Source organism: Streptomyces sp. NPDC004838 (assembly GCF_053600955.1).
Genome location: NZ_JBSGAW010000030.1, coordinates 42,465 through 59,440, shown reverse-complemented (window position 1 = coordinate 59,440; position 16,976 = coordinate 42,465). Strand labels below are relative to the sequence as shown.

The window sequence follows — 16,976 nt, the reverse complement described above, 5'->3', positions numbered from 1 at the left end:
GCCCCTGCGCGGACAGCCCTACGCCCACTCCCACCAGCCCCTGGACCCGGCCGTGGCCCGGCCCGGACAAGGAGGAGGCCCAGGAGCTGTTGCGGCGACAGGCGGAAGCGCGGCGACAGCGGCGCAAGGCCCTCTACATCGCTCCCCGTGGCATCCGATGGTCTCCCCGCCGCCGAGGGGTGACCTCCTAATGACGTCCGAGAGCCTGACCGCCGAACTCCCGCCGGCCGGTGCCGAGACCTGTTGTCACTGCGGGCGCACCACCACCGCGCCCGTGGAGGTCCGCCGCATCGAGCGGGCCGACGTTCCCGGCGTCACCCTGTACGCCTGTCCGGATGACGCCGTGCTGCTGCACCCCGGCCCGATTCCGGGTGAGTGCGGGCCGGTCCCGTCAGGGCCGGTGCCATGAAGGCCGGTCCCGAAATGGCCGGACCCGAGAAGGCCGGGTACGAGCAGGCCGCCATGAGGCCCCCTCGTACCCGTACCACCGCTCCACGCAAGGAGGCGCTACGCGTACGAGTGCAGGCCCTGCACGAAGATGTTGACGCCGTAGTAGTTGAACAGCCAGCACGCGAACGCGATCAGCGCCAGGACGGCCGCCTTGCGGCCCTTCCAGCCCGCCGTGGCGCGGGCGTGCAGATAACAGGCGTAGGCGACCCAGGTGATGAAGGACCAGACCTCCTTGGGGTCCCAGCCCCAGTAGCGGCCCCACGCGTCGCCCGCCCAGATCGCTCCGGCGATGATCGTGAAGGTCCACAGGGGGAAGACCGCCGCGTTGACGCGGTAGGAGAACTTGTCGAGGGTCGCGGCCGAGGGGAGGCGTTCGAGGATGGAGGTGGCGACGCGGCCGGGCTTGTCGCCTCGGGCGAGCTTGGCCTCGTAGGAGTCGCGGAAGAGGTAGAGGATCGCGCCGACCGCGCCGAGGTAGAAGACCGCGCCGCAGATGATGGCGGTGGAGACGTGGATGACGAGCCAGTACGAGTCCAGCGCGGGCACGAGCTGGTCGCTCTCGGTGTACAGCACGGTCGTGGCGAGGCCGAGGTCGACGAGGACCGTGCCGACGAGCGGGAGGCCGATCCAGCGGACGTTCTTCTTCGCCAGCAGGAAACCGAGGTACGCGCCGGTCACCACCATGGTGAAGGTGGTGGAGAACTCGTACATGTTGCCCCACGGCACCCGTTGCACGGAGAGGGAGCGCGTCAGGACACCGCCTGCGTGGATGAAGAACGCGAGGGTGGTCAGCGAGATCGCGATACGGCCGTAGAGATCGCCCTTCACCGTGCCGGCGGCGGCTCCCGGACCGTCCGGGACATCGCGGGTTCCGGCGGCGGAGCGGGTGACGACCTTCGGCTTGTCGAGAACGGCCGTGCCGCCCTCGGCCTTGCCGCCCTGCTTGCCGCGGACCTGCACCTGCGGCGCTGCCGTCCGCGCCGCCTTCGCCGCGCCGCCGGTCAGCGCCGCGGCCGTGCGGCCGACCTTGCTGCGGCTGCCGAAGACCCACTCGGAGATATGGGCGAAGAAGGCGAGCGTGTAGACGGCCATCGCCGAGTAGATCAGGGTGTTGCTGATCTCGGCGAGATTCTCATTGGTAGCGGCGGCGAGATTCACTTCTCAGCCCCTTCGGCAGAAGCGTCGGAATCGCGGGAAACGCGGGAAACACGAGAGTCACGGGAGTCGGCGGGAACGTCGGAGCCGCTGGAGGAACCATCGGAGCCGCCGGAGGAACCGTCGGAGCCGCCCGGATTATCGGGAGCGTCCGGAACGGGCTCGGGCGCGGTCGGCGCCTCCGCATGGAGCGTGCCGGCCAGTGCCGCCAGCTCCTCCGGCAGCCTGGGCGACTCGCTGCGGCCGAGTCCCGCCATCTCCACCACGGTCACCCCGTCCTTGCCCTTGACGGCCCGCACCCAGACCCGGCGGCGCTGGATGAAGAGCGAGCCGGCGAGGCCCAAGATCGCGGCGATCGCCCCGGAGAGCGCCCAGCCGTTGCCGGGCTGCTCGGAGATCTGGAAGCTGGCCCACTCCTTGATCTCGTTCTCGAAGGTGATCGAGCCCGCGCCGTCGGGGAGGGTCATCGTCTCGCCGGGCAGCAGCCGGGCCTTGAGGATCTCGCCGTTCTTGTCCTTGAACTGCGTCAGCTTCCGGGTGTCGAGCTGGTACACGTTCTGCGGCACACCGGAGTCGACGCCCAGGCTGCCGCGGTAGCCGTTGAGCGCGAGGACGGGGAAGCCGAGGCCGGGGAACTGGGAGAACATCGTTCCGTTGCCCTCGCCTCCGAAGGTGGGGACGAAGAACGCCTGGAAACCGAGCTGGTCCTTCTTGCCGTTCTTGTCGCGGTAGCCGTCCATGACCTTGATCGCGCCGGTGGAGGTCACGTTGGTGTCGATCGGCAGCAGCGGCACCGCGACCTTGTCGAGGACGACCTTGCCCCGGCCGTCGCGGACGGTGACCACGGGCGCGTATCCGTGCGCCAGCAGATAGACCTTCGTACCGTCGATGACGAGGGGCTTGTTCACCCTGATCACGGACTTCTTCTCCGGACCGCCCGGCTTGGACCAGGTGACGGCGGCTTCGAAGGTACGGGGTGTGCCGCGCTGCGGGCCGCTCTCCTCGTAGGTGCCGGTGAAGCTGTCCAGCGTGAAGGAGAACGGTGTGAGGTCGTCCGAGTCGTAGAGGGAGCCGGACTTGAAGTCGTCGTACTGGATGAGGGTGTTGGAGAAACCGTCGCCCTCCACGACCAGTTTTCCGCCCTCGGACTTGAAGAGCTGCCCCGCGGCGAAGGCGATCAGCATCACGATCAGCGCGACATGGAAGATCAGGTTCCCGGCCTCGCGGAGGTAGCCCTTCTCGGCGGCGACCGCGGTCCCGACGGTGTGGGCGCGGAAGCGGCGCTTCTTCATCAGGGCGAGCGCGGCCTCGCGCACCTGCTCGGGCTCGGCGTCGGTCCGCCAGGTCGCGTACGCGGGCATGCGGTTCAGGCGGCCGGGCGCGCCCGGCGGGCGGCTGCGGAGCTGGCCGACGAACTGCCAGGTGCGCGGGACGATACAGCCGATGAGGGAGACGAAGAGGAGGATGTAGATCGCGGAGAACCAGACCGAGCTGTAGACGTCGAACAGCTGGAGCTTCTCGTAGATCGGGGTCAGCGTCTCGTTGTTCTCCTGCCAGACCTGGACCTTGAGGTCGTCCACGCTGCGCTGGGGGATGAGGGAGCCGGGGATCGCGCCGAGGGAGAGCAGGAAGAGCAGGATCAGGGCGACCCGCATGGAGGTCAGCTGCCGCCAGAACCAGCGGGCCCAGCCGATGACTCCCAGGGTGGGGCCGCCGGTGAGTTCCTCGCGGGGGGCGGTGGAGAGCCGGGCTCCGGCCGCCGCGTCGGGCTGCTCGGCGGACCGCGCCGCCTTCGCCTGCTTCCCCGCCTTCACCGGCTCGGCCGCGTCAGCCTGCTTTCCCGCTTTCGCCGCGTCGGCCTGTTTCCCCGCGTCCGTCTCTGTGTCTGTGTTGCTCATCGGAGTCAGATCCCTACCGTGAAGTCACTGGACCAGCTCTGCACCTGCTGCATCATGACGTCCCAGACGCCGGTGAGCAGGAGCAGTCCGGTCACGATCATCATGACGCCGCCGATGCGCATGACCCAGACGTAGTGGCGCTTGACCCAGCCGAACGCTCCCAGCGCCTTGCGGAAGGCGATCGCCGCCAGGATGAACGGCAGCCCGAGTCCGAGGCTGTACGCGACGGTGAGCACGGCCCCGCGGCCGGCGGTGCCCTGGTCGGCGGCGAGGATCTGCACGGCCGCGAGGGTCGGGCCCATGCAGGGGGTCCAGCCGACGCCGAAGAGCACGCCCAGCACCGGCGCGCCCATCAGTCCGGTGACCGGCCGCTTGTGGAAGCGGAACTCGCGCTGGGTGAACCAGGGCATCAGGCCCATGAAGAAGACGCCCATAAGCACCATCAGGACCCCGAGGATCCTGGTGAGGATCTCCTTCTGGTCCTGCAGGGTCGCGCCGAAGTAGCCGAAGAGCGCGCCGCCCGAGACGAAGACGACCGTGAAGCCGAGGACGAAGAGGGAGGCTCCGGTGATCATCCGGCCGCGCCTGGCCTCGGCCAGATCGGTGCCGCTGACGCCCGTGACGTACGAGAGGTAACCCGGGACGAGCGGGAGGACGCAGGGGGAGAAGAAGGAGACCAGCCCGGCCAGCACGGCGATGGGGAGGGCGAGTGCCAGCGCTCCCCCGAACACGGTCTCGTTCAGACCGGGCGCGGCGAGAATCACGGTCTCGTTCAGACCAGGCGCGCTGAGAACGCCCGCCGGCTCGACGGTGCTCACGGAATCACTTCTCCGCGATCAACGGGTCGATCATCTTGCGGAGTTCCTGCTCGGAGAGCGCCTTCAGCGAGCGGGCCGCGATCTTTCCCTCGCGGTCGAGCACGATGGTGGAGGGAATGGCCTGGGGGTTGAGCGTGCCCTTGGGGAAGCCGTTGACGATCAGCTTGCCGATGGGGTCGTACAGGCTCGGGTACTCGACGCCGTAATCCTTCTCGAACTGGATCGCGGGGCCCTTGTTGGTGTCGCGGGTGTTGAGGCCGACGAACTCCACGCCCTGGGCCTTCGTCTCCTGGGCGACCTTGGCGAAGTGCTTGGCCTCGGCGCGGCAGGGCGGGCACCAGGAGCCCCACACATTCAGCACGACGACTTTGCCCTTGAGGTCCGCGATGTCGAGCGGCTTTCCTTCGAGGGTCTCGCCCGCGATCTTGTTGGTGGCCTTGCGGTCGCCCTTGGCGACGGTGGAGATGCCGCCGGTGTCGGTGACGAAGTTGGTGTTACCGCCGCCACCCGACTTTCCGCCGTCGCCGCAGGCGGAGAGGGTCAGAGCGCCGACCGTCAACAGGACGGCCGTCAGGGCAGCACGAGGGGCACGGCTGGGGCTCATGTGAAAAGTTTCGCATGGCTGATTCCGCGATCTACCGCGCCCCCCTCGATGCCCGCTAAGACCCGTTGGGGCCGATATCAAGCCGCCTTAAAGAAGGTGTTCCAGCCACCCTCGGGGGCCTGGCCCACGTTGAGAGAACGGAGCTTTTCGAGCACCTGCGGGCTCTGGACGTCGAGCCAGTCGCAGAACTGCCGAAAGGAGACCAGCCGTACGTCCTTCTTCCCGGCCATGCCCTTGATCGCCTCTTCGACGGCGTCCATGTAGATGCCGCCGTTCCACTCCTCGAAGTGGTTGCCGATGAAGAGCGGCGCGCGATTGGTCTCGTACGCGCGCTGGAACCCCGCGAGATACGCCCCGGTGGCCTGCTTCCGCCAGCCCGGCCGTTTCGCGGGAACGCCCTTGGTGGAGGCGCCGGACTGGTTGTACATGATGTTGTAGTCCATCGACAGCACCTCGAAGCCCCGGCCGGGGAACGGGAGCGACTGGAGCGGCAGGTCCCAGAGCCCCAGGCGCTTCTTGGGCCACTCCTGCCGTCCGCCGGGCGAGCTGGAGTCGTAGCGCCAGCCGAGTTTCCTCGCCGTGGGAAGCAGTTTCTGCTGGCCGAGCAGACAGGGCGTGCGGGCGCCGATGAGCTCCTTGCGGTAGTCGAAGGGCAGTGGGTCGATGTCCGTCCAGCCGGTGTTCGTACGCCACTTCGTGACGAAGCTCACCGCCTGCTCGATCTCGTTCTCCCAGTCGGCGGGGGTCCAGTTGCCGACCGATCCCGAGCCGCCGCAGAAGTGACCGTTGAAATGCGTGCCGATCTCATGCCCCTGGAGCCACGCCTGGCGCACGTACTTCAGTGTGGACTTGATGTTGTCGTCCGCGAGATAGCCGATGTCGGACGCGCCGACCCGGTTGTTCGGCGGGCGGTAGAGATCCTTCTTCGCCTCCGGGAGCAGATAGATCCCGGAGAGGAAGAAGGTCATCGCCGCGTCGTAATCTTCGGCGACTTTCAGAAAGCGCGGAAAGAGACCGTTGCCGACTTCTCCCGCACCGTCCCAGGAGAAGATCACGAATTGCGGCGGGGCCTGGCCCGGTTCCAGGGGAACGGGCGCGGGCGGCTGGTTCGGCTGTTTTCCGGTGTCCGACGTGGAGCCGTCACCGATGGGCTTTCCCTGGCTCTCGGAGGGCGAGGGCTTGGCGCCAGCCCCCGCGTCACCCCCGTCCTTCGCACCACTCCGGCCGCTTTCGTCGCCGTCGAGGACGCCGCAGCCCGCGATTCCTATCGCCGCCGCGGCTCCGAGTCCCGCTCCCAGCAAACCTCTACGACTGATGTCGCGCATACCGTTCCCATCACCGTGTCTCTCCATGCGGAGAGATCCCCCCTGCACACCGACTATCGGTTGAGATGACACAGGGAAGGCACAGGTTCCGAAAACGATCGATGTTTTTTTCGAAGTGCGGCATTCCGCCCGACGCCTTATGCTTCGCCGCCGCCGCGGTGTCGGGATCCGGTTCCGCCGCAGTATCGGGATCCGATTCCGCGGCGCGTGAGGATCCGGTACCGCGGCGCGTCAGGATCCGGTTCCGCGGCGTCGGGCCGAATGAACGCGTCGGGCCCGAATGAGCGTCAGGCTCCGAATGCCTTCGACTTGCCCTTCACCCGCTTCGCGCCCGCGAGAAGATGCGAAGGGACGAGATCACGGGCCGGTTCCGCATAGGCGACGGAAACGATCTCGTCGCCTTCGTAGGTGATCGTGGTGAGCGAGGCCAGCGTGCACTGGCGGCGGCGCGGGTCGTGCCAGAGGCGGCGGCGCTCGAGGAAACTCCGCACGATCCAGATCGGCAGCTGATGGCTGACGCAGACGGCCTCGTGGCCGCGGGCCGCGTCCCGGGCCGCGTTCAGCGCGCCCATCATCCGTACGACCTGCTCGACGTACGGCTCGCCCCAGGACGGGCGGAACGGATTGGTCAGATGCCGCCAGTTCCCGGGCTTGCGCAGGGCGCCGTCGCCGACGCCGAACGTCTTGCCCTCGAAGACGTTGCCCGCCTCGATCAGCCGCCGGTCGGTGGCGATGTCCAGACCGTGGCCCTTGGCGATGGGAGCGGCGGTCTCCTGGGCGCGCTCCAGCGGGGAGGAGACGACATGGGTGATGTCACGGCCCGCGAGGGACTCGGCGACCCGGTCGGCCATCCGGTGGCCCAGCTCGGAGAGGTGGTAGCCGGAGCGGCGGCCGTAGAGGATGCCGTCCGGGTTGTGGACCTCGCCGTGCCGGAGCAGATGGACGACGGTCCGGTCCGCGGTGGTGGTGGCGGCGGCGCGGTGGGCCGCGCTGCCCTGGGGGGTCCGGTCCTGGGCGGCCTTGTCCTGGGCGGCCTTGTCCCTGGCCGTGGCGTCGTTGGCCGTGCCTTCGTTGGCCGTGGTGCCCTTCGCCGGGCGGTCTTCACCCGGACGGCCCTCGGCCGCGCCGTCTATCGCGGTCCTGCCCTCGGCCGCGCTGTTCACGTTCCCGCCGTCCTTACTGTTCACGGCCCCGCCGTTCTCGGCCGCGCTCATGCCGTGGCCTGGGCGGCGGCGCGGGCGGCGGCGGGCAGCGCGGCGGCGATCCGTTCGACGGCCGCGGTGTCATGGGCCGTGGAGACGAACCAGGACTCGAAGGCGGAGGGCGGGAGATAGACGCCGTCCGCCAGCAGGGAGTGGAAGAACGCATTGAAGCGGAACCCTTCCTGCCGCTTGGCGTCCTCGAAGTTCCGCACCTCACCGTCGGTGAAGAAGACGGAGAACATGTTGCTCGCCGTCTGGAGCCGGTGGGTCACGCCCTCCTTGGTGAGGGCCTCCGTCACCAGGGCCTGGATCTCGGCGGAGACCGCGTCGACCTTCTCGTACGCGGAGTCGTCCAGCAGCCGCAGTTGCGCGAGGCCCGCGGCGGTCGCGACCGGGTTCCCGGAGAGGGTGCCCGCCTGGTAGACGGGTCCGGCCGGGGCGAGCTGCCCCATCACGTCCCCGCGGCCCCCGAACGCGGCGGCCGGGAAGCCACCGCCCATCACCTTGCCGAAGGTCATCAGATCGGGCTCGACGCCGTCCACCCCGTACCAGCCGGCCCGGCTCGTCCTGAAGCCGGTCATGACCTCGTCGGAGATGTACAGCGCGCCGTTCTCCCGGCACAGGTCCTTGAGTCCCTGGTTGAAGCCGGGCAGCGGCGGCACGACGCCCATGTTGCCGGGAGACGCCTCGGTGATCACACAGGCGATCTCGCCGGGGTGCGCGGCGAACGCCTGGCGTACGGCTTCGAGGTCGTTGTACGGGAGCACCACCGTCTCCCCGGCCTGCGCGCCGGTGACACCGGGGGTGTCCGGCAGCCCGAAGGTCGCCACCCCCGAGCCGGCGGCGGCCAGCAGGGCGTCCACATGGCCGTGGTAGCAGCCCGCGAACTTCACAACCTTTGCTCGGCCGGTGAAACCGCGCGCCAGCCGGATCGCCGACATCGTCGCCTCCGTGCCGCTGGACACCAGCCGCACCTGCTCGACGGGCGCGATCCGCGCCACGATCTCCTCGGCGAGCGCGACCTCGTCCTCACCGGGCGTACCGAAGGAGGTACCGCGGGACACGGCCGCCAGCACCGCCTCCCGGACCGCCGGGTGGGAGTGTCCAAGGATCATCGGCCCCCACGAGCAGACGAGGTCGACGTATTCACGGCCGTCCGCGTCGGTGAGGTACGGACCGTTACCGGACACCATGAACCGGGGCGTACCGCCCACGGCACGGAACGCCCGCACGGGAGAGTTGACGCCACCGGGCGTCACGACGGACGCGCGGTCGAACAGCGCCTGCGAAACTGGGGCTTCGTATGAGTACGCCACTTTGGTCCTGATCTGCGATTCGGGGGCTGATCGGCCGGGACGACGGATCTCGGCCAGGATGAGCAAAGAAGGGGATCTCCTCGTATTACGAAACGGCGTCAGCCTCCTCGCATCTGCGAAACTGGGGCCACACAGGGAAGACTCATGGAATCCATGGTGTCAGAGGCCCGTGGTGTTCCTTGCGGACAGGTGTTTCACCGGTCGTCCGTGGGGGAGGTCACTGACACGATGATCGGGTTGCGCGGCGGGGGCTGCGAGTGGTCGGGTGGAGATATGTATCGCGGTGGCGGACTGGGCGAGGGGACCGACGGTCTGGGTCCTGAGCCTGCCGGGCGTGGTAGGCACCGGCGGGGCGAAGCGGACGCGAGGGCGGACGCGGAGGCCGTGGCAGGCAGGAGCGGCCGCGTGGGGGTGACCTACAAGTACTTCGGCGCTCCGGACGGAGCCACCGCGGCCAGAGTGCCCATCTCGATGCGCCCGGAGGAGCTGGGCGGGGACGAACTGGGCATGGGCGGCCTGTTCACCAAGATCAAACCCGAGACCATAGCCGCCATGGTGCTCACCGGTATACAAGGCATGCCCCTGAACAAGGTGCCGCCCTTGGAGCTGGTGGTGCTCCATCCCGACTACGCGGTGGTGAAGCTCCCCCTGACGGTGGTCGACCCGCTGCGGGGCGTGGGCGAGGAATCCGTCGGCGCGGCGGCCTTCATCTGGTCGACGGTCCCGGACCGGGGCGGGCCGCGGGACGCGTTCAACGTGTACCAACTGCTGCACGAGTGGCAGGACTTCTCGGTACGACTGCATGAGGCGGGGCATCAGCCGTACTGCCTTGTCTGGCCCTGAGCCGGGGTTTCATGGTGTTCGGGCGGGGCTTTCGGGGCTCCGCCCTCGTCATGTGCGGGGCGCCCGTGAGGTGAACCCCGCAACCGGCACCACCGGCGGCAGCGCCGGTGGCGGTCGCGCGGACTGTCTCGATCGCACTCCTGCGGCCCCGCCGCTGCCAGTTGGGGGACGCGGCCCTGATCCCCGTCGGCCCACGAGGGGACACCCAGGGCGCACCCGGGGCGCATAAGCCTGGGAAACGGCGTTGACCCGCGAGAACCACCGAGATGAGTTCCCGCAGGCCAACGCGCCTTTCGCCGAGATGCTCCTGGTCAGCACCCCGCCCCTCCCCTTCGCCGCGCGAGTGGCATGACTTCTCCGTGCGGCTGTATGAGGCGGTGCATCTGCCGTACCGCCGTGAGGACCTGAGTGGTCGTCACGGTTTTTGATCTCGGTCACCGCCCGTCCGTCGGGCGCTCAGTACGAGCCGAGAAGGCCCGTGCGCCTATGAACGGCCAGTGCAGCGGGTAGAAGCGTCTTGCGTGTACAGCTACTTGTTCTCCGGACGAGCCCCGCGACGGCAGGGCCGAGGCGCTGTGGTGAGGGTCGTCCGGCGTCTGTGCATGCCGCGCGGGATTTGTGGCGTCCGACGTAGGAGAGGGGGCGGTGTTGGCTGAGGATCGGGTCGCGGTCTCTTGGCGCAGGAGCAGCTACAGCGGCACAAATGACGACAACAATTGCTGCGAGGTGGCCTTGTTCTCGGGAGGGGTCCGGGTCCGCGACTCCAAGAGGCCCGGTGGTGACGTGCTCCATTTCACCCCAGGGGTGTGGCGGTCGGCCAAGGCGTTGTTTCTGCACCTGGGTGGCGCCGGGCGGTCCCATGAGTGAATCCACTGGGGATTGGCCGGGGGTTGGCCGGGGGTTGCGATGAACAGCGCACATCGTCGGCGTTCGGCGACCGGAGATCTCGGTCGTGCCGGGTACTGCCTGGTGACCGGCGTGCTCGCCACGGCTGCCGGAGCGGGAGCCTCGCTGCTGGGCGGGAGCCCGGTGGCACGGTTCGCCCTGTGGTCGGCGGTGCTGATCGGTATGACCGCGGCCGCCGGATGGTGGTGGGTACGGTCGCCGGTCATGGCACGCAAGTGGACGGTGGATCTTCTGGTGCGTCCGGCAGCGCGGGACGTACCGAGTCGAAGATCTTGATGAATGCTCTGACCAGCAGCGTCGCCCCGCTCAGACCTCCGGCGAGGCAGAATTCCGGCGGCACCCCCATCCGGATGCCGGCGAAGGTGACCAGGGCGAGGGCACCGATGGAGAACGCGGCCAGGGCGGCGAGATTGCGGAAGACCCGTATCAGATCGTCGGTGTGCGCCCGCCGACGCCGGATCAGGTCGTCGGTCTCCTCCTTCTTGATCCGGCGCAGCCGCTCGCAGGCGTCGCCGTCCATGATGCCCCGGGCGAATAAGGCATCGTGACCGAACGGCTCTCCGGGGCGCACGCCATGTGCGGGGTGCGCCTGGCGCGGGGAGCCTGCGTCAGCGCACTTCAGACAAGGCGGGCCCCCCTTCGCGCGCTTGTTCCTCCGTTTACTGGTTGTCATGGCATCCTCTTGGCCCCCGTGGCACTCTGAACCGGGTTCAGGTGCGGTGAAAATGCTCGATGAGGTCATCGAGTAGTGCGATCGTGGCTTCCTCGGTGCTGGCCTTGCTGTGCAGATCCTCGAAGCACTCCTGATAGCGGGCGACCATCTCGCGGTTGTCCCGGTTGGTCAGCGTGCCGCCGGGGCCTGCCACATAGAGCGCGTCCTCGTCGTCCTTGAAGCCCATCAGGAAGAAGCTGCTGTCCAGGCTGTCGTGGGCGCCGGCCGTGGAGGGCAGCGCCTGGATGGTGACCTGCGGCTCGGCCGCCAGTGTCTTGATGTGCGCGAGTTGACGGCGCATCGTCGCGGGGCCGCCGATCTGCCGGCGCAGGGCCGCCTCGTCGATGATCATCTCCACCGAGGGACCCCCCTCCTGGAAGATCCGCTCCTGCCGCGCTGCCCGGAGGTCGATGCTCTGCTGGGCACGGGCATCGACACCACGGACGGCGAAGAGCGCGGTGACGTAGTCCGTGATCTGGAGGATGCCGGGAATGAGACTGGGGTGATAGCCGCGGATGGTGTCGGCCGCGCTCTCGTAACCGAGGTACTGCGCGAACGGGGGGCTGATGATGTCGTTGTACGCCGACCACCAGGACTGGCCCTTGCTGCCTCGCGCCGCTTCCTCCAGGTCCGCGACGGTCTCCGTGCCGTCCACCCCGTACTCATGGAGCATCGCGCGTAGATCCGTCACGGAGAGGCTCACCGTGCCGGCCTCAATGCGGATGATCTTCGACAGAGACCACTCCAGCGCGTCCGCTGCCTCCCGCTGGGTCAGGTTGGCCTTGTCGCGGGCGTGCTTCAGGGCGAGGCGCAGCTTGCGGCGGTTGAGGCTGGGGTCCATGGCCGTGGGCATGGGGCTCCTTCTGGGATAAAGCTGTACAGCGCGGGTGGCGCTCAGCGTTCCGAAACCCAGCGATCGTAGTAGGTCCGACGGGGCTTCTCGAATCGCCGTGCCTCTTACAGCTAGACGCTGACCACGACTGTCAATCAGGGATTACCCGAATGACACATGTCTAATCGGCAAGGGCGATAAGGCGTCGGGGAAGTGGCGCATACCACATCGCCATATGGAGGGCAGCGTAACGTGCGTGGCCTGAGGAGGCGCGCGTGTCGGCCGTGACGCGCCCGGGGCGCGGAGCGCGGGTACGCGCGGGGCGGATCCGGTGGCGTGGTGGACCGTCGGGGAGGCGTTGGGGAGCGCGCTTTCCTCGGGCGTTCGCCTGGGCCGTTCGCCTCGGTCTTCTCAGGGGTTCGACCGAAGCCCTTGTCAGGCGTTCGCCCAGGTCCGGCGATCACGGGCCGCCGCGCGGCGGGCTTCGTCGCGGCCCTTCCGTACAGTATGGGAAAAACCGACCGCCGACGCGCACCGAATCGTCACCCACCCAGACGCACGCTCCCCGGAGATGATTGGCGTTGAAGCGGAAGACGCCACCCGACCCGATCAGCAGGCGGCCGATGTCCACCTCGCCCGGCAGCGGTATCGAATGCAGCACCCGCCAGCCGCGACCAGCCAGCCTCTCCAACTCCGCTCCAACGCGCTGTTCACCCGTCACCCCCGTTCGCCAGCTGTCCACTTCCAGCTTCCGGACGAAGAGCCTCGCCAGAGCCCAGCGCCAGAATCCGGGCGCGAGTTCGTTCACCTTTACCCGGAGGGCGTCCCCTGGGCGGTTTCCGGCGAGGTCATTGTCGGGGAGTGGAGTTCCCGGCAGAACCGGTTCCGGGTCCCGTGCGGGTGCGGGCACCTGTACGGGTGCGGGTGCGGGTTCCCGTACGGGCGCAGGGTCGGGATCGAAGTCGGGACCGGTCGACGGGGCAGGTAGGGGCGAGTACGTCCAGCACCTGGCCCCGATACTCCTCGACGAGAAGGTTCAGCTCCCCCGTACGACGGTCGAGCCAGGCGACCTTTCCGCCGCCAGGCAGATTCACCTACAGACGGTCATGCCCGTAGCGCTTCCACGCACACACCTGTAACCCGCTCACGCCCACCCCCGTGACCACTTCCGCGTCCGCCCCCGGCACAGCCTTCGAGCGTGGGACCAGGCGGAGCGGCGCCTGGGCAAGACCGCCTCGCCTTGGCGTGTCCACGGCCTCGGTGCGTCCATGCCGCCGCCCGGTGGAGCCGCGGCCAGGGCGGGACGGGCGCACGCGACGCGGAAACCCTCCGGCGCGGGCGGAGCGCGAACGAGAGCCGACCACCCCGAGACACTGAAGATCAAATCAAGAAAATTAAGGTTCACGCGTTGACGGCTTAAAAAACTCAAGATACAAATGAATGGTAGACAGCATGCCGAGAACAGGGGAGCCGAGGGTGGACTGGCAGGAGCTGACGGACCTGACGCAGGGGCGGCCGTTCGTGGTCGAGCGGGTCCGCCTCGCCGACAACGGCGTCGCGGTCGAGGGACAGTTCGAGCCGCCACAGCTGGCTCAGCTCGGCGTCGACGACCAGGTGTTCGTCGCCGCGTTCGTGCGGTCGCACGGTTCGATCAAGGAGATGGAGCGGATCTTCGGGGTGAGCTACCCGACGATCAAGTCCCGGCTGAAACGGATCGCCGAACAACTCGACTTCGTCGACACCGCCCCGGCGCCCGCCAGCGCAGACGTCATCGACCGCCTCCAGCGGGGGGAGATCAGCGCTCAGGAGGCGCTGGACGAGTTGGAGAGGGCCCGGTGATCCCGCAGCTGGTGACGGTACGCCGTCGCCGTCCCGACGGCCGCTGGCGGCGGCTGTACGTCCCGGTCCTGCCGGTGGCGCTGGTGGCGTCACCGCTGCTGCTGCTCGCCGTGCTGGGCGGGGTGGTCGCATGCCTCGCCACCCGGGTGAGCCCGGTGGGCGCGCTGCGCGGCATGGGGCGGCTGCTGTGGGCGCTGCCCGGCACCCGGTTCGAGTTCGAGGAGGGCCGAACGGCCCTGCTGGTGAGCATCAGATGACGCAGAGCACGACTCAGAGAGGAAGAGTGACATTGAACGAGCAGCGCCGCCAGATCCTGCAGATGCTGGCCGAGGGAAAGGTCACCGCGGACGAGGCCGAGCGGCTGATCGACGCCCTCGAACGACAGGAGCCCGAATCGCCGCCGGGAGCCGCGCTCCGTGCGAAACCGCGACCCAAGTACCTGCGCGTGGTGGTGAACTCGGAGGAGTACGCCGAGGGCGAAGGGGCAAGCCGGATCAACGTCCAGATCCCGCTACAGCTGCTCCGCGCCGGGGTCCGGCTCGCGAGCCTCGTGCCTCCGCAGGCTCTCGCCAGGGCCAACGCGGAGCTGGCCAAGTCAGGGGTGCCGATCGACCTCACCGAGCTCAAGCCGCAGCACATCGAGGAGTTGATCGAGCATCTCGACGACGTCATCGTCGACATCGACGACCCCGGCTCCCAGGTGAAGGTGTTCTGCGAGTGACACCGCCACGGCCGCTGCCGTCCGCGGCCTCCTCGCGGGGCGCGTCCGGTTCATCGCGGCCGATCGGGCCGACATCGCGGTGCCTGCGGATGCCTCGGACGCCTCGGACGACAGTGGCGTAAAGGCGGCGGAGCAGACCGCCGCCGCATACGGCGACGCCGTCCCGCGGAGACAGGGCCGCGAGCGCCCGCTTCACCCTCCTCGACGGCGACGTCTCGGCCGGCGTCGCCCGCGAAGTCTCCACCGCTTCAAACGTCGACACCGCCCATGGCCGGATCCACCTCGCGCCGGGAAACACCGACGACGACGGCCTGAGCATCCACGCGACCACCGCCCACGGCGACATCGGCGCGCTCCACACCCGAGCCTGAGCAGCGGCCCCGCCCGACTCGCCCACTCCCCCAGTCACTTCAGCCTCCGAACGGGAGAGCTCCATGCCTTCATCTGTCATGCCCACATCCAGGACGGGCGGCGGTCCGCAGTCGTCCGCCGCCGTCTCCGCCATCGGTCTGCGCAAGTCGTACGGCGACAAAACCGTGCTCGACGGCATCGACCTGCACATCCCGGCCGGCTCCGTCTTCGCCCTGCTCGGACCCAACGGCGCCGGCAAGACCACCGCCGTCAAGATCCTCTCGACGCTCATCACCGCCGACGGCGGACAGGCCCAGGTCGCGGGCCACGACGTCGCCACGTCACCGGACGGAGTACGCGCCGCGATCGGCGTCACCGGACAGTTCTCCGCCGTCGACAATCTGATCACCGGCGAGGAGAACATGCTCCTCATGGCCGATCTGCACCACCTCTCCCGCGGCGAGGGGAGGCGCACCGCCGCCGAACTCCTGGAGCGCTTCGGCCTCACCGACGCCGCGAGGAAACCCGCCTCCACCTACTCCGGCGGTATGAAGCGCCGCCTCGACCTCGCGATGACGCTCGTCGGCAACCCGCGGATCATCTTCCTCGACGAGCCGACCACCGGCCTCGACCCGCGCTCCCGCCACAACATGTGGCAGATCATCCGCGAACTCGTCACGGGCGGCGTCACCGTCTTCCTCACCACCCAGTACCTGGAAGAAGCCGACGAACTCGCCGACCGCATCGCCGTGCTCGACAACGGCAAGATCGCCGCGCAGGGCACCGCCGAAGAGCTGAAGCGGCTCATCCCCGGCGGACACGTCCGCCTCCGCTTCACCGACCCGGCCGCCTACCGCAACGCCGCCCACGCCCTGGACGAGGTCACCCGCGACGACGAGGCACTGGCACTGCAGATCCCCAGCGACGGCAGCCAGCGCGAGCTGCGCTCCCTCCTCGACTGGCTGGACGCCGCCGGCATCGAGGCCGACGAGCTGACCGTCCACACTCCCGACCTCGACGACGTGTTCTTCGCCCTCACCAGCGGCAACGACGCGACGGTCCAGCGCAACCAGGCCAACCAGGCCAACCAGGCCAAGGAGGCTGCCCGATGAGCTCTCTCTCCCTCGCCGTCCGCGACTCGAACACGATGCTGCGGCGCAACCTCCTGCACGCCCGCCGCTACCCGTCCCTCACCCTGAACCTGCTGCTCACGCCGATCATGCTGCTGCTGCTCTTCGTCTACATCTTCGGCGACGTGATGAGCGCCGGCATCGGCGGCGGCGCGGACCGCTCCGCGTATATCGCCTACATCGTGCCGGGCCTCCTGCTGATGACCATCGGCAGCACCACGATCGGCAGCGCGGTCTCCGTCACCAACGACATGACCGAGGGCATCATCGCCCGCTTCCGTACGATGGCGATCCACCGCGGATCGGTGCTCATCGGGCACGTCGTCGGCAGCGTCCTGCAGTGCGTGATGAGCGTGGTGCTCGTCGGGGCCGTGGCCGTGGCCATCGGCTTCAGGTCCACCGACGCCACCGCCGTGGAGTGGCTGGCGGCGTTCGCCCTGCTCGCGCTCTTCGCCATGGCGCTCACCTGGATCGCGGTCGGCATGGGCCTGGCCAGCCCGAACGTCGAGGCCGCCAGCAACAACGCGATGCCGCTGATCCTGCTGCCACTCCTGTCGAGCGCCTTCATCCCGGTCGACACGATGCCGGGCTGGTTCCAGCCGATCGCCGAGTACCAGCCGTTCACCCCCGCCATCGAAACGCTGCGCGGACTGCTCCTCGGCACCGAGATCGGCCACAACGGGTGGCTGGCCGTGGCCTGGTGCCTGGGCCTGACCGCGCTCGGCTACGCCTGGTCCAAGTCGCTGTTCGACCGCGACCCGAAGTAGCGACCGGCGGCTCACGGGCCGCCGCCGAAACCCCGTCCCGCGCCGGGGCGGCGTCCTCCGACACCACGTCGGCGCACGCCGCCCCGCCGTCCTCCGCCGCCCGCCGG

At 68.8% G+C, this 16,976-nt stretch carries 17 protein-coding genes; 7 read left to right on the top strand and 10 right to left on the bottom strand.

Translation table 11 applies throughout. The features are described from left to right. Nucleotides 1-507: 507 nt before the first annotated feature. From ccsB to hemL, 7 genes are all read right to left on the bottom strand, one after another. Complete coding sequence (gene ccsB / locus ACWEFL_RS28880; RefSeq protein WP_451717872.1) at nucleotides 508-1,608, bottom strand: c-type cytochrome biogenesis protein CcsB; 1,101 nt, start codon at nucleotides 1,606-1,608, stop codon at nucleotides 508-510. After that, complete coding sequence (gene resB / locus ACWEFL_RS28875) at nucleotides 1,605-3,503, bottom strand: cytochrome c biogenesis protein ResB (RefSeq protein WP_451717869.1); 1,899 nt, start codon at nucleotides 3,501-3,503, stop codon at nucleotides 1,605-1,607. The genes ccsB and resB overlap by 4 nt, the downstream gene beginning before the upstream one ends. 5 nt (nucleotides 3,504-3,508) lie before the next feature. Beyond that, a complete protein-coding gene (locus ACWEFL_RS28870) occupies nucleotides 3,509-4,267 on the bottom strand; it encodes a cytochrome c biogenesis CcdA family protein (RefSeq protein ID WP_451718008.1) in 759 nt (252 codons plus the stop codon). 58 nt (nucleotides 4,268-4,325) lie between these two features. Continuing rightward, nucleotides 4,326-4,925 carry a TlpA family protein disulfide reductase gene (locus ACWEFL_RS28865; protein ID WP_451717867.1) on the bottom strand — a complete coding sequence of 200 codons (600 nt, stop codon included), beginning with the start codon at nucleotides 4,923-4,925 and terminating at the stop codon, nucleotides 4,326-4,328. Nucleotides 4,926-5,002: 77 nt separating this feature from the next. After that, nucleotides 5,003-6,250, bottom strand: coding sequence for a hypothetical protein (locus ACWEFL_RS28860; RefSeq protein WP_451717864.1), 1,248 nt, complete (start codon nucleotides 6,248-6,250; stop codon nucleotides 5,003-5,005). A 287-nt stretch (nucleotides 6,251-6,537) separates the two neighbouring features. Further along, nucleotides 6,538-7,188 carry a histidine phosphatase family protein gene (locus tag ACWEFL_RS28855; protein WP_451718005.1) on the bottom strand — a complete coding sequence of 217 codons (651 nt, stop codon included), beginning with the start codon at nucleotides 7,186-7,188 and terminating at the stop codon, nucleotides 6,538-6,540. A 272-nt stretch (nucleotides 7,189-7,460) separates the two neighbouring features. Continuing rightward, nucleotides 7,461-8,768, bottom strand: coding sequence for a glutamate-1-semialdehyde 2,1-aminomutase (gene hemL / locus ACWEFL_RS28850; RefSeq protein WP_451717861.1), 1,308 nt, complete (start codon nucleotides 8,766-8,768; stop codon nucleotides 7,461-7,463). A gap of 273 nt (nucleotides 8,769-9,041) precedes the next feature. On the opposite strand from hemL, the gene ACWEFL_RS28845 reads away from it, so the two are divergent. Together ACWEFL_RS28845 and ACWEFL_RS28840 are read left to right on the top strand one after the other, a co-directional pair. Further along, nucleotides 9,042-9,611, top strand: coding sequence for a hypothetical protein (locus tag ACWEFL_RS28845; protein ID WP_451718003.1), 570 nt, complete (start codon nucleotides 9,042-9,044; stop codon nucleotides 9,609-9,611). A 618-nt stretch (nucleotides 9,612-10,229) separates the two neighbouring features. Beyond that, nucleotides 10,230-10,478, top strand: a complete 249-nt coding sequence (locus ACWEFL_RS28840) for a DUF397 domain-containing protein (RefSeq protein WP_451717858.1) — start codon at nucleotides 10,230-10,232, stop codon at nucleotides 10,476-10,478. Nucleotides 10,479-10,719: 241 nt separating this feature from the next. Here ACWEFL_RS28840 and ACWEFL_RS28835 read toward each other — a convergent pair whose 3' ends face one another. The 3 genes from ACWEFL_RS28835 to ACWEFL_RS28825 form a co-directional block, all read right to left on the bottom strand. After that, nucleotides 10,720-11,037 carry a hypothetical protein gene (locus tag ACWEFL_RS28835; protein WP_451717856.1) on the bottom strand — a complete coding sequence of 106 codons (318 nt, stop codon included), beginning with the start codon at nucleotides 11,035-11,037 and terminating at the stop codon, nucleotides 10,720-10,722. Nucleotides 11,038-11,227: 190 nt separating this feature from the next. After that, complete coding sequence (locus ACWEFL_RS28830) at nucleotides 11,228-12,082, bottom strand: helix-turn-helix domain-containing protein (protein WP_451717853.1); 855 nt, start codon at nucleotides 12,080-12,082, stop codon at nucleotides 11,228-11,230. Between the two features lie 439 nt (nucleotides 12,083-12,521). After that, nucleotides 12,522-12,782 (bottom strand): nuclease-related domain-containing protein, encoded by a 261-nt coding sequence (locus ACWEFL_RS28825; protein ID WP_451718000.1) that lies wholly within the window; start codon nucleotides 12,780-12,782, stop codon nucleotides 12,522-12,524. A gap of 731 nt (nucleotides 12,783-13,513) precedes the next feature. On the opposite strand from ACWEFL_RS28825, the gene ACWEFL_RS28820 reads away from it, so the two are divergent. From ACWEFL_RS28820 to ACWEFL_RS28800, 5 genes are all read left to right on the top strand, one after another. Further along, on the top strand, nucleotides 13,514-13,900 hold the full coding sequence (locus tag ACWEFL_RS28820) for a DUF2089 domain-containing protein (RefSeq protein WP_451717851.1): 387 nt from the start codon (nucleotides 13,514-13,516) through the stop codon (nucleotides 13,898-13,900). After that, a complete protein-coding gene (locus ACWEFL_RS28815) occupies nucleotides 13,897-14,157 on the top strand; it encodes a hypothetical protein (protein WP_451717848.1) in 261 nt (86 codons plus the stop codon). The genes ACWEFL_RS28820 and ACWEFL_RS28815 overlap by 4 nt, the downstream gene beginning before the upstream one ends. Nucleotides 14,158-14,183: 26 nt before the next feature. Next, nucleotides 14,184-14,621: an SHOCT-like domain-containing protein gene (locus ACWEFL_RS28810; protein ID WP_451717845.1), complete on the top strand. Its 438-nt coding sequence runs from the start codon at nucleotides 14,184-14,186 to the stop codon at nucleotides 14,619-14,621. Nucleotides 14,622-15,070: 449 nt separating this feature from the next. Next, the gene (locus tag ACWEFL_RS28805; RefSeq protein ID WP_451717997.1) at nucleotides 15,071-16,084 is read left to right on the top strand and encodes an ATP-binding cassette domain-containing protein; all 1,014 of its coding nucleotides are present in this window, start codon (nucleotides 15,071-15,073) and stop codon (nucleotides 16,082-16,084) included. Beyond that, nucleotides 16,081-16,869: an ABC transporter permease gene (locus ACWEFL_RS28800; RefSeq protein WP_451717843.1), complete on the top strand. Its 789-nt coding sequence runs from the start codon at nucleotides 16,081-16,083 to the stop codon at nucleotides 16,867-16,869. The genes ACWEFL_RS28805 and ACWEFL_RS28800 overlap by 4 nt, the downstream gene beginning before the upstream one ends. Nucleotides 16,870-16,976: the final 107 nt, after the last annotated feature.

What these genes read in the sequence shown, in the direction of transcription:
- resB (WP_451717869.1), bottom strand. Translation starts at nt 3,503, where the DNA reads ATGAGCAACACAGACACAGAGACGGACGCGGGGAAACAGGCCGACGCG.
- ACWEFL_RS28835 (WP_451717856.1), bottom strand. Translation starts at nt 11,037, where the DNA reads ATGGACGGCGACGCCTGCGAGCGGCTGCGCCGGATCAAGAAGGAGGAG.
- ACWEFL_RS28865 (WP_451717867.1), bottom strand. Translation starts at nt 4,925, where the DNA reads ATGAGCCCCAGCCGTGCCCCTCGTGCTGCCCTGACGGCCGTCCTGTTG.
- ACWEFL_RS28845 (WP_451718003.1), top strand. Translation starts at nt 9,042, where the DNA reads ATGTATCGCGGTGGCGGACTGGGCGAGGGGACCGACGGTCTGGGTCCT.
- ACWEFL_RS28805 (WP_451717997.1), top strand. Translation starts at nt 15,071, where the DNA reads ATGCCCACATCCAGGACGGGCGGCGGTCCGCAGTCGTCCGCCGCCGTC.
- ACWEFL_RS28820 (WP_451717851.1), top strand. Translation starts at nt 13,514, where the DNA reads ATGCCGAGAACAGGGGAGCCGAGGGTGGACTGGCAGGAGCTGACGGAC.
- ACWEFL_RS28830 (WP_451717853.1), bottom strand. Translation starts at nt 12,082, where the DNA reads ATGCCCACGGCCATGGACCCCAGCCTCAACCGCCGCAAGCTGCGCCTC.
- ACWEFL_RS28800 (WP_451717843.1), top strand. Translation starts at nt 16,081, where the DNA reads ATGAGCTCTCTCTCCCTCGCCGTCCGCGACTCGAACACGATGCTGCGG.
- ACWEFL_RS28860 (WP_451717864.1), bottom strand. Translation starts at nt 6,250, where the DNA reads ATGCGCGACATCAGTCGTAGAGGTTTGCTGGGAGCGGGACTCGGAGCC.